This window comes from Tenacibaculum jejuense, assembly GCF_900198195.1.
Lineage (GTDB): Bacteria > Bacteroidota > Bacteroidia > Flavobacteriales > Flavobacteriaceae > Polaribacter > Polaribacter jejuensis.
This window is the reverse complement of record NZ_LT899436.1, coordinates 4,586,479-4,598,363: the sequence shown is the minus strand read 5'-3', so window position 1 is coordinate 4,598,363 and position 11,885 is coordinate 4,586,479. Positions and strand designations below refer to the sequence as shown.

The 11,885-nt window shown below is 30.1% G+C and carries 14 protein-coding genes; 5 read left to right on the top strand and 9 right to left on the bottom strand.

Features of this window, described 5'->3' with window-relative positions:
• Positions 1-697 precede the first annotated feature (697 nt).
• The gene (pth, locus tag AQ1685_RS20215; protein ID WP_173862375.1) at positions 698-1,330 is read left to right on the top strand and encodes an aminoacyl-tRNA hydrolase; all 633 of its coding nucleotides are present in this window, start codon (positions 698-700) and stop codon (positions 1,328-1,330) included.
• Positions 1,331-1,406: 76 nt separating this feature from the next.
• Here the strand turns inward: pth and AQ1685_RS20210 are convergent, their stop codons facing one another.
• From AQ1685_RS20210 to AQ1685_RS20190, 5 genes are all read right to left on the bottom strand, one after another.
• A complete protein-coding gene (locus AQ1685_RS20210; protein WP_095074946.1) occupies positions 1,407-1,940 on the bottom strand; it encodes a hypothetical protein in 534 nt (177 codons plus the stop codon).
• Positions 1,941-2,001: 61 nt separating this feature from the next.
• Positions 2,002-2,454: a 6-pyruvoyl trahydropterin synthase family protein gene (locus AQ1685_RS20205; RefSeq protein WP_095074945.1), complete on the bottom strand. Its 453-nt coding sequence runs from the start codon at positions 2,452-2,454 to the stop codon at positions 2,002-2,004.
• A gap of 209 nt (positions 2,455-2,663) precedes the next feature.
• Positions 2,664-3,113 (bottom strand): GNAT family N-acetyltransferase, encoded by a 450-nt coding sequence (locus tag AQ1685_RS20200; protein ID WP_095074944.1) that lies wholly within the window; start codon positions 3,111-3,113, stop codon positions 2,664-2,666.
• A gap of 13 nt (positions 3,114-3,126) precedes the next feature.
• Positions 3,127-3,846, bottom strand: coding sequence for a suppressor of fused domain protein (locus AQ1685_RS20195; RefSeq protein WP_095074943.1), 720 nt, complete (start codon positions 3,844-3,846; stop codon positions 3,127-3,129).
• Between the two features lie 14 nt (positions 3,847-3,860).
• Positions 3,861-4,628 (bottom strand): enoyl-CoA hydratase/isomerase family protein, encoded by a 768-nt coding sequence (locus AQ1685_RS20190; protein ID WP_095074942.1) that lies wholly within the window; start codon positions 4,626-4,628, stop codon positions 3,861-3,863.
• Positions 4,629-4,686: 58 nt separating this feature from the next.
• On the opposite strand from AQ1685_RS20190, the gene AQ1685_RS20185 reads away from it, so the two are divergent.
• Positions 4,687-5,136, top strand: coding sequence for a GNAT family N-acetyltransferase (locus tag AQ1685_RS20185; RefSeq protein ID WP_095074941.1), 450 nt, complete (start codon positions 4,687-4,689; stop codon positions 5,134-5,136).
• Here AQ1685_RS20185 and AQ1685_RS20180 read toward each other — a convergent pair.
• Positions 5,131-6,468 carry an MATE family efflux transporter gene (locus AQ1685_RS20180; protein WP_095074940.1) on the bottom strand — a complete coding sequence of 446 codons (1,338 nt, stop codon included), beginning with the start codon at positions 6,466-6,468 and terminating at the stop codon, positions 5,131-5,133. The genes AQ1685_RS20185 and AQ1685_RS20180 overlap by 6 nt on opposite strands.
• A 193-nt stretch (positions 6,469-6,661) precedes the next feature.
• On the opposite strand from AQ1685_RS20180, the gene AQ1685_RS20175 reads away from it, so the two are divergent.
• The gene (locus tag AQ1685_RS20175; protein WP_095074939.1) at positions 6,662-7,006 is read left to right on the top strand and encodes a hypothetical protein; all 345 of its coding nucleotides are present in this window, start codon (positions 6,662-6,664) and stop codon (positions 7,004-7,006) included.
• Here AQ1685_RS20175 and AQ1685_RS20170 read toward each other — a convergent pair.
• Positions 7,003-7,386, bottom strand: a complete 384-nt coding sequence (locus AQ1685_RS20170) for a Fur family transcriptional regulator (protein WP_095074938.1) — start codon at positions 7,384-7,386, stop codon at positions 7,003-7,005. The two genes, AQ1685_RS20175 and AQ1685_RS20170, sit on opposite strands and share 4 nt — an antisense overlap.
• An 81-nt stretch (positions 7,387-7,467) precedes the next feature.
• Between AQ1685_RS20170 and AQ1685_RS20165 the strand changes: the two genes are divergently transcribed.
• Together AQ1685_RS20165 and folE are read left to right on the top strand one after the other, a co-directional pair.
• Positions 7,468-7,869, top strand: a complete 402-nt coding sequence (locus tag AQ1685_RS20165; RefSeq protein WP_095074937.1) for a MerC domain-containing protein — start codon at positions 7,468-7,470, stop codon at positions 7,867-7,869.
• 13 nt (positions 7,870-7,882) lie between these two features.
• Positions 7,883-8,542, top strand: a complete 660-nt coding sequence (gene folE / locus AQ1685_RS20160; RefSeq protein ID WP_095074936.1) for a GTP cyclohydrolase I FolE — start codon at positions 7,883-7,885, stop codon at positions 8,540-8,542.
• A 59-nt stretch (positions 8,543-8,601) separates the two neighbouring features.
• On the opposite strand, the gene AQ1685_RS20155 is transcribed toward folE, so the two are convergent.
• Positions 8,602-9,156: a hypothetical protein gene (locus AQ1685_RS20155; RefSeq protein ID WP_095074935.1), complete on the bottom strand. Its 555-nt coding sequence runs from the start codon at positions 9,154-9,156 to the stop codon at positions 8,602-8,604.
• A gap of 90 nt (positions 9,157-9,246) precedes the next feature.
• Entirely contained in the window at positions 9,247-11,856 is a 2,610-nt protein-coding gene (mutS, locus tag AQ1685_RS20150) for a DNA mismatch repair protein MutS (RefSeq protein WP_095074934.1), read from the bottom strand.
• Positions 11,857-11,885 lie beyond the last annotated feature (29 nt).

Genomic DNA, 11,885 nt, shown 5'->3' with positions numbered 1-11,885 from the left:
ATGCCACCTATTAACTAAGGTGGCAAAGCACTATAATCTGTATAATCCCCCTTCGAATCATACTATTTATAGTATATATCAAAATTATGAATGATTGTTTTTCTAAGTTTAAAATTATCGATGAATAGCAGTTATATGTAGTTTGAAAACATTGAATTTAGAGATGAAGAATTATTGTTGAATCATAGATAAAAATAGTAGTAAACAAAGAAGTCACCTCAGTAATAAAGGTGACTTCTTTGATTATAAATGATAACGCCCCCCCGAGCTATTATTATCTATATTTTGTTTATATGAAATACTAACTAACACTGTAAAATTAGGAAAAAGAGAAGATTGATCTTTTAAATTATCGATGAATCGTAGTTATATGTAGTTTGAAAACATTGAATTTAGGATAAAGATTATATTTGAATCATAGATTAAAAATAGTAGTAAACAAAGAAGTCACCTCAGTAATAAAGGTGACTTCTTTGTTTATAAATGATAACTCCCCCCCGAGCTATTATTATCTATATTTTGTTTATATGAAATACTAACTAACACTGTAAAATTAGGAAAAATGGAAGATTGATCTTTTGAATTATCGATGAACGGAACTTTATGTAAGTTGATAAATATTTGACTATAGATAAATATCAAAAAAGCATGAAAATCGATGCTTCTTTTATAGATTTGCATTTATAAATTAATGTTTATGATGAATTTTCTTTCCTTAGTTGGTAGAATTTTTGGCCAAAAACAAGAATCAGAAGAAGATATTATGAAGAAATTTTTAATTGTAGGTCTAGGAAATATTGGTGAAAAGTATGATAATACTAGACATAATATAGGCTTTAAAATTGTAGATGCTTTTGTAAAAGAAAACGAAGCTTCTTTTTCTACAGAGAAATTAGGTGATTTAGCACAATTAAAAGTAAAAGGAAAAACTGTTTTTGTATTAAAACCAAACACTTATATGAATTTAAGTGGAAAAGCTGTTTTGTACTGGATGAAGAAAGAAAATATTCAAATTGAAAATGTATTAATTATTACGGATGATTTGAATATAGATTTTGGAAAACTAAGAATAAAAAGTAGAGGTAGCGCAGGTGGACACAATGGTTTAAAGGATATTCAAGAAAAATTAAATACAGGTTCTTATCCTAGATTCCGTTTTGGTGTAGGTTCAGAATATAAAAAAGGAAGACAAGTAGACTTCGTTTTAGGACAATGGAGCGATGAAGAAGAGAGTCAGCTTATAGAGAGAATACCAAAAAGTGTAAACGCGATTACATCGTTTATAAATGCTGGAATTTCAAATACTATGAATGAGTTTAATGGTAAGTAAAAAACAAAAGAGTTCATAAACTAAAAAAGCAGACAATTATTTGTCTGCTTTTTTAATATGATTTAGTAACTAATTTCTATTGTCTCTCAAAAGTAATAGTTATTTCTTCAGTTGTTGTAATTTGATTGTCTGTAGCTTCTGCTTCTTTAGAAAGTACTAAAGTATTCGCACTAAAAGAAGTAATTTCAAAAATTCCATTAATTACACCAATATTAGTATCTGTAAAAGTAACTCTTCTATTTAAAGAATCTAAAGTATAGGTTCCAGAACTATTTTCAGTTTCAATACTAGTTTCTTGTACAGGCGCAGATCCATTATTTAGCTTAGTAACTGCAACTTCTCTATATTCTCCAGAATAGGTAAACGATCCGTTAGCAGAAAGCACTAAATCAACTTGAAATGTATCTCCTTCATAAGATTCAGTAGAAATATCTACAGTTTGACCAGAAGCCGTTGTTGAAGTTTTGTTGGTACCTCTTAATTTTGTTACAGCATAAGTTCCTGCAAAGTTTTCTGTAGTTAATTCGAATACAGGTGCATCGTCATCACCACCACAACTCGCTAATGTTGCAAAAGCAACAAATAAAATAAATGACTTTAATAATTTCATGGCTTATATCTTTTTTAAGTTTTATTGAATATATCTTTTATATATCTAAAGAAAAAAAGAACTAAATATTGTCTGATGCAAACCATTCTGCATAACAACTTTCAGTTTCTTGTAACTTTAATGAATGTAAACGAATTCCTTCTGGTAAATTTCCAGATATTTTTTTAGCAAAATCAATGACCATCATTTCGCTTGACGGCTGATAATCCACTAAAAGAATATGATGTCCAAGTTCCTTAAGATATTCAGCTAATTCGAGATGAGGTGTATTTTTATTGAATAAAGTCGAGTGATCAAACTCATCAACGATTTCTTTATTTACGATCTTTTTTAAATCACCAAAATCAATTACCATTCCGTATTTTGGGTTATTGGTATCAGATATTGGTTCACCGATTACAGTAACAAATAACTTGTAACTGTGTCCATGAATATTTTTACACTTTCCGTCATACCCATATAAAGCATGAGCTGTTTCGAAAGTGAACTTTTTTGTTATTCTAATCTTACTCACTACCTTCTAAATTTTTTATTATTTCTATACTTGTTAACAAAGTATACAACGCCAACAGCTAATGCTAATCCAAGAAATAAAATATTTTCTCCCATAATTTCAATTAAAATATTCCGCAAAAATACAATTTTAATTCACTCGCATTGCATACGTTAATTTAAAAAATTAAAGAGTTAATAATGTAGTGATATAAAAGTTAGAAGATATTTTTAAATTCTTTTTTCAAAACAAATACTTTCTTCTAAACCAGAATACTGTCCGTAATTTTCTATGATTTTATAATTGTTTTTTTTGTAAAGATGAACTGCTTCAACTTGTCTAATTCCAGTTTCTAAAATACATCGATTAAAAGAAAGTTCTTTTGCCCAAATTTCTAATGCTTTTAGTATTTGTGAAGCCAAACCTTTACCTCTTGCTTTTTCAGAAGTAAACATTCTTTTAATTTCCATTGTAGTTGTATCGTATTGTTTAATGGCTCCACAAGCTAAAGGTTCGTTATCAACATAAATAAGAACAACATGTTTGATAAGATCGAGTTTGTTGTATTGATTGTAAAAATCATGATCATCACCATCTGTAACAGCTAAAAAAGCATCCAATTGTTTTACTAAAGCTCTAAAATCTTTGTTTTCTGAATCGGTTCTAACAAGAGATATCATAATTCAATACGATTTAAAACAATCCAAATAACTTTTTACGTTTAGCAATATTAGGTCTAGTTAAATTCAAAACATCAGAAATATTGTGTTTATCAAAACCATTAAAAAGAGATTCAACACCTTTGGTCATTTTAAGATCTAACTCTTCTTGATATAAAGGAATTAATGTGTAAAAATCTATAGATTTATTTTCTAAAGTTAACGTGTGAAATTGTTCATTAAAAACAATAGAAGGTAATAAAACAACAGAACTTAGTTTAGTTTTAGCATCAAAAGGTTGCGCAGGATCTCCATTTGGCATAGTATGTCCGTAAGCTAACCATGTGTTGTATTCATTAGGAAAACATGCTAAAAATTTTAACCATCGAATTGGCCAGTAATTGCTTTCATCTTTAAAATCTTCTTCAGAAATTTTCCAATCTTCAGGTAAACAAATGCTTAATTCTGCATAATTACAACCTTCAATACCTTCTGGAGTATTCATAGGTTTATCGCTCATACCAGAAGTAACTAAAGTGTGAAAAGGTTTTGTTGCAGTTGGTTTAACCCAATGTACATCAATATGTACTTGATCAGAAACAATTTCATGAAAAACCATATCGATTTCTCCTACGTGTTTTTCTATATGATCTGAAATAGCTTCCAGAGAAGATTCTCCAGAAGCTATTTCAAATTTATTTTTATTGTTTTCGTCGTATCTGTAAATTGGCGATCCTGATTTAGACTTTTCCATAGTTTTGTTTCTTATTATTTTTTGAATTTAGCTAGTGCATTTTTAGTAAACTCAGAAAGTACTAATCTTCCTGTAATTTTTGCTCTTTCAACTAATAATTCACTCCAGTTTTCAGTTCCTTCCCAAAGTGTTTTTTTCATTTCAAATAAAGCATCAGGATTATAAGAAGCTAATTTTTCAGCTAACAAGTTCACTTCTTTATCTAATTCAGAAAGAGAATCGAAAACTTTAGCATATAAACCTTTGTCTTTTGCCCAATATGCATTTTTCCAGCTTGTAGCATCTAAAGTTAATTCTGCCAAACCACTTACTCCAATTTTTCGTTCTACTGCAGGAGCAATAACAAAAGGTCCGATACCAATAGTAAATTCAGAAAGTTTAATACTTGCCGCTTCAGTAGCTAACACATAATCACAGGCAGCTGCTAAACCAACACCTCCACCTACAACTTTTCCTTGAACTCTACCGATAACTAATTTCGAACAAGTACGAATCGCATTAATTACATTAGCAAATCCGGAAAAGAATTTTTTTCCATTATCTAAATTATCAATTGCAACTAATTCATCAAAAGAAGCACCAGCACAAAAAGCACGTTCTCCTTCAGATTTTAAAACAATAATATTTACAGTGTTGTTGTTTGATAATGTATTCAATTCTTTTGTCAAGCGATCTAATAATTCACTAGGAAAAGAATTACTGGCAGGATGCCCAAATTCTATTGTAGCTATTTTATTCTCTATATGTGTATATAAACTTCCGTTAAGTCTTGTTGTTGTCATTTATTTAGTTGTTTGTTCAAAAATAGTCTTAATTTTATTTTTTCTGAAAAAAAGAAGCATGAAAAGCATAAAAATGGTAATTATTGAAGGTATTCCTAAAGATACTATTTTAAAGGAACTTTTGCACTTGTATCAAACAATTTTCGATGATGCAAAGCCTGATTTTTTTATTGATAGAATTACAACTAAAACAGATATAATAATTGTATTGACTTATTTTGAAAATTCACCAGTTGGATTTAAAATAGGATATCGATATAATGAAACTACTTTTTACAGTTGGGTTGGGGGAGTGTTACCTGATTTCAGAAGAAAAGGAATTGCACAAGAACTAGCTAAGAAACAAGAAGAATTAGTAAAAAAGAAAGGATATAAAAAGCTTCGAACAAAATCGATGAATCGTTTTAAACCAATGCTGATTTTAAATATTAAAAACGGATTTGATATTGTTCAAGTATACACCAATACTAGCGGACAACAAAAGATTGTTTTTGAGAAAGAGTTATAATTCGTCTTTAGACAATCTTAAAAACTTACTTCTAAACTTAAGAATTAGTGGTAATCCACGAGCAATAATCCAAGCGAAGAAAGCGATCCAAATAGCGTATAATTTATAGTCTAAATAATCGAAAAAAAGCAATGTTGGAATAAATACTAATCCTGTCGATAACAATAATAAATTTCGCAAATATTCCATTTCTCCCATACCTTTAAACATTCCGTCATAAATAAACGCCAAAGAACAGAAAGGTTGCATTAGTAAAATCACCCAAAACACTTCGTAGAAGCTCGTTAAAACTTCGGTTTCTTGTGTAAATAACCTTCCGATAGGTTGATATAAAATAAAACTAATAATTGCCAAAGCTATTCCTAATAAAAACCCATATAAAATCAAACGATTTCCTAGTTCTACTAAAGTTTTATAAGCTTTTGCACCTAATAATTTTCCTGATAAAATATTTCCTGCAGAAGAATATCCGTCCATTATAAATGCACCCATCAACCATAAGTTGAGTCCAATTGTATAGGCAGCGATATATTCGTTTCCGTAAGCTGTAGCATAAGAAGTTCCGAAATACAAAGCTAAATTTAAAGCTATAGTTCTAACAAATAGATTAAGAACCATAGAAATAAATCTCGGAATTTCTTGATTAAATGGTAGTTTAAAACGTAAAGAAATTGAAGTCTTTTTGTATAATAAAACCAAAGCAATTACAGCCATTACAATTTGTGCAATAACACTTGCATAGGCAGCTCCTTCGATATGCATGGCAGGAATATATCCTTCAATTCCGTAAACAAAAGCTAAGTCTAAAACAATGTTTACAACAGTTCCTATAATTGCAATAACCATAGGATAAAACGTGTTTTGTAAACCTCTAAAAGTTCCGTAAACAGCGATTGTAAATAAAGTAAAAGGAAAACCAAAAGCTCTGATTTTATAATAATCAACAGAATACTCTAAAACTTGTCCGGATGCATTATAAAACTGAAAAATTTCTTTTGCAAACGGATAACTTAATCCTAAAATTAGTAAACTAACACCAACAATTATTACTGTGGCTTGTGCAGGTAAATTTTTAATTTCATCGATACGCTGTGCGCCAACATATTGAGAAACAATAGAAGAAATTCCACTACGAGTTTGGCCAAATACCCAGATTAGCATAGATAAAAAAGCACCAACAATTCCAATAGCAGCAATACTTTCGGTAGCATTTTCTTTAATGTTTCCAACAATGGCTAAATCTGTTGTAGATAGCAAAGGTTCTGCAACACCAGTTATTAAAGCAGGAATAGCTAATTTATTAATATATTTAAAACTAATATCGTGTTGCATAACAGTCAGCAAAAATAGTTATTATTGAATCTTGAAAATGAAATTTTAATAAATTGTTTCTATGTTAGAATTTATAGGAAGCATTATATAGATATTCGGTTCTATAGCTTTAGATATACAAGAATTTCTTTTCAGAAGAAAGAGAGAAAAAAGAAGAGCATATGAAAAAGCCAATAATTTACCACCAAAGAAAATGAGATCACCTTATGAAAGAGTTGGTATTTTATTAGGTGTACTTATGGGAGTTATTATTGTACTGAAAATTATATTTTTTTTCTCTGGAAATAGTTTGAATGAAAGCGTGACTAAAAATAAAGTTGTTGAAATAAAAGCGCTCTTAGAAAAGGAAAAAGAAGTTTTTGGTAAATATCCTGATGAGTTAAATATAATCAAAAGAAACAATCCGCTTCGCAACTATTTACTAGCCGATGGTTGGGGAACAACTTTCTCTTATAAAGTTATTGAAGACACATATTTTTTATCCTCAGCAGGAAGTGATAAAGAGATAAATACTAAAGATGATTTAAACTTTAATTAATCGTTACAATTGTCGCAAGTACCAGTTATAAAAATAGCAGTATTATCGATGGTGTAATTTGGAATGTTTGGAATTGAAACTTCTACTGGTAAACAGATTACTTTTTTACATTTTTTACATTCGAAATGCGGATGAATGTCATTATGATGGTCAGAAGTACAGTTATTTTTACATTTTGCATACCATTTTAAACCATTTTTTCCAACGAAAGAATGTACAATACCTTCATCTTCTAAACGATCTAATGCTCGATAAACCGTAGTTTTATTCATTTCATTTTTTAATCGTTCTACTAAATCAACAGCTAAAATTGCTGAGAATTCATTCTCGAATAAATCAAGTAAAATTTTTACTGCTTTTGTTTTCCTAATGATTCCCATATCACAAAATTAAAGCAACGGTGTTGCGAAAGAATAAATTACCGTATTTTTGTCAACCAAATTACAAAATTAAAAAAATAGATGTTATTAAACCAAAAATCAGATGCTTTAGGCGCATTATCGAGCGGTTTATGTTTAATCCACTGTGTTTTTACACCTTTTTTATTTGTTATTCAATCTCATGGAGCATGTTGTGAAGGGACAACTGCACCAATTTGGTGGAAGAGTATTGATTATATTTTTTTAGTAATTTCTTTTTTTGCTATTTTTAAGTCAGTAAGCCAAACATCAAAAGAATGGATGAAATATGCTTTATTTTCGAGTTGGGTATTATTAGCATTCATTATTATAAATGAGAAAATTGCGTTATTCGCTATTCCAGAAGCAGCTATATATGTAGTTTCTTTAAGCTTAGTAGGATTACATTTATATAATAGTAAATATTGCCAGTGCTCAAATGAAACATGTTGTACAGTAAGCTAAAAATCTAATATTCATGGAAAAACACGATCACATAGGAGATAATCATATACTTACAAACATTAAAACCCCAATGGTTCCTAATGCTTTTGATAAGTCTGATGATGAAAAAATAGCTAACATTCAGGTTCATTTTAAAAAGATCATGGAAGAGTTAGGTTTAGATTTAACAGATGATAGTTTATCTGGTACTCCATATCGCTTTGCAAAAATGTATGTGAAAGAGTTATTCTATGGATTAAATCCTGCGAACAAGCCTAAGATTTCTACTTTTGAAAATAAGTACGGATATCAAAAGATGTTAGTCGAGCAAAATATTACGATAGATTCTTCTTGTGAACATCATTTTTTACCAATTACAGGATACGCACACGTAGGCTATATTCCGAAGGATAAAGTTGTGGGATTATCTAAAATAAATCGATTGGTAGACTATTATTCGCATCGTCCACAAGTACAAGAGCGATTGTGTATTCAAATTTTAAAAGATCTTCAAGAAACTTTAGGAACAGAAGATGTAATTGTGGTGGTAAATGCCAAACATTTATGTGTTTCATCAAGAGGAATTAAAGACAAGGAAAGCTTCACTACTACTGTAGAATACGGAGGTCGTTATAACGAAGCAAGTATTCGAAATGAATTTTTTAAGATTTGTGACTTTAAGAATGTAGAGTAAATAACGTCGACCTGAATTTATTTCAGGTTCTCATGAATATTTGTAATCAAGCTTTTTCCTCAAAAATCTTCTTTGGTAATGACAGTATTATTAACCTGTTGCACCCATTTTAAAAAATTAACTTCTGTAACAAACCAATTTTCATCTACTAACTCGTTATTTGAATAACTAAAAATCCATGTTGATCTAGAGTTTTCAAAAGTTACTTTTTCTACAGTATCTATTTTATGGGCAGTTGCAGTTGTTTTGTTTTCAATAGAATAAAAAAAATCTGTTATTTCATCAGTAAACTTTTTAGAAGTTTTGAATAGATTTAGAAAGAAGAAAAATTCTTTAAAAGCATTTTCATCGTCATTTAAATTTCTATTGTGAATTTGCCAATACCAACCTCCAGTTTCGCCAAAATGTTTTGGTAAATGACCGAGTAACCAAACATTAAAAAAGGAAAAATCGTTAAACTCCTCGCTATACCAATGACTATCATCTGCAGTACAACTATAGCCGTTAATAAAAGCATCAAGAGAATTAAAAGAATAATGATTACCTAAATACAAGGCTTTTCTTTTTTCAAGATAATCTAATATTTGATATATGTTTAGTTTTTTGATTGACATGATAATGAGATGCTGAAATGAATTCAGCATGACGATAATATAGAGTTTACTAATAACTGATAATTAATCACCAATAACAGAAAACTGAAATTATTTTTTTACCAACATTCGCTTAATTTCGTTCAATTTCATCAAGGCTTCAATAGGTGTTAACGTGTCGATATCTGTAGCTAAAATCTCTTCTCTTAAATCTTCTAACAAAGGATCATCTAATTGGAAGAAGCTCATTTGCATGTCGTTATTTTGAACATCTTTTAACGTGTCTTCCACATTTTTGTTAGCATGACTTTCTTCTAACTGTTTTAAGATCTTATTCGCTTTTCTAATCACCACATTTGGCATTCCAGCCAATTTAGCAACGTGAATTCCGAAACTATGATTACTTCCACCAGCAACGAGTTTACGTAAAAAGATAATGCTGTCTTCTAATTCTTTTACAGAAACATTAAAGTTTTTAATTCGCTCAAACGTAGTTGTCATTTCATTTAATTCATGATAATGCGTAGCAAACAATGTTTTCGCTTTTGAAGGATGTTCATGTAAATATTCGGTAATTGCCCAGGCAATAGAAATTCCATCGTAAGTAGAAGTACCTCTTCCAATTTCATCTAATAAAACTAAACTACGTTCTGAGATGTTATTTAAGATCGAAGCAGTTTCATTCATTTCTACCATAAATGTAGATTCTCCCATAGAAATGTTGTCGCTAGCACCCACACGAGTAAATATTTTATCTACAATTCCAATTTTCGCTTCAGTTGCAGGAACATAACTTCCCATTTGTGCTAATAAAACGATTAATGCAGTTTGACGTAAAATCGCAGATTTACCCGACATATTCGGACCAGTAATCATTATGATTTGTTGGTTTTCGCGATTTAAAACCACATCGTTTGCCACATATTCTTCACCAATTGGTAATTGTTTTTCAATTACAGGATGACGACCATTTTTTATTTCTAGTATTGTAGAATTGTCAACAACAGGACGCACATAATCGTTTTCTTTTGCCAAGTTTGCAAAAGACAATAAACAATCGAGTTGCGCAATTAATTGCGCGTTGCTTTGTACATCTTGAACATCTTTTACGATGTATTGAATTAGTTCGATAAATAAATCAGCTTCTAACGACTGAATTTTATCTTCTGCACCTAAAATTTTTGCTTCGTATTCTTTAAGTTCTTCAGTAATATAACGTTCAGCATTTACTAAAGTCTGTTTACGAATCCAATCTTCAGGAACTTTATCTTTATGTGTATTTCGAACTTCAATATAGTATCCGAAAACATTATTAAAAGCTATTTTTAAACTCGGAATTCCTGTACGTTCAGTCTCACGAGCCAACATATTGTCTAAATACTCTTTTCCAGAATTTGCTATATTTCTTAATTCATCTAGCTCTTCTGAAACACCATCAGCAATAGCATTTCCTTTATTAATATTTACAGGAGCATCTTCAAATAAAGTTGTGTTTATTTTTTCAATTAAATCATTACAATCTTTCAGTAAAGAACCAATCATTTTTACTGTAGCATTTTTAGTGCTTTCAGCAGCAGATTTTATCGGATGAATCGCTTTTAATGAGTTTTTTAATAAAACAACTTCTCTAGGAGAAACTTTACCTGTAGCAACTTTAGAAATTAAACGTTCTAAATCGGAAATCTGTTTTAGTTGATAGGTAACCGTATCAAAAAATGATTCGTTATCAATTAAAAACTGAACCTGTTCTTGTCGTTGCTGAATTGGTTTTAAATCTTTCAACGGTAAAGCCAACCAACGTTTTAATAAACGTCCTCCCATAGGAGAAATGGTTTTGTCGATAATGTCTAATAAACAAACCGAGTTTACAGAATTACCACCGTACAATTCTAAATTCTTAACCGTAAAACGATCCATCCAAACATATAGATCTTCAGCAATTCGTCCTACAGATTGAATATGTTCTATTTTATTTAGTTGTGTTTCAGATAAATAATACATTACTGCACCAGCAGCAATAATACCATCTGTAATTTCTTCAACACCAAAACCTTTTAAATTCTGAACTTTAAAATGATTGATTAATGTTTCGTAACCATAATCTTTTTGAAAAACCCAATCTTCTAAATAAAAGGTGTGAAAATCGTTAGTAAACGCTTCTAAAAAACGTTGTTTATTTTGTTTTTGCACCAAGATTTCACTTGGCGAAAAGTTTTGTAATAATTTATCGATGTAAGCTTCATCTCCATGAGCTACTAAAAATTCACCTGTAGAAACATCTAAAAAAGAAACGCCTAATCGTTTTTTTCCGAAGTGAATTGCAGCTAAGAAATTATTAGTTTTCGATTGTAATACCTCATCATTTAAAGAAACTCCTGGAGTTACCAATTCTGTTACACCACGTTTTACAATCTTTTTGGTCATTTTCGGGTCTTCTAATTGATCGCAAATTGCAACACGAAGTCCAGATTTTACTAACTTAGGTAAATAGGTATTTAACGAATGATGCGGAAAGCCAGCCAAGGCCGTTTCACTTTCACTTCCATTTCCACGTTTGGTTAATACAATACCTAAAACTTCTGAGGCTTTAATAGCATCTTCACCAAAGGTTTCGTAGAAATCACCCACACGAAATAATAACATGGCATCCGGATATTTCGCTTTAATTCCGTTGTACTGTTGCATTAATGGGGTTACCTTTTTTGCCTTCGTTTTTGCCAAGTTTATCTATTTTAAGTTAGTTTTGCGAA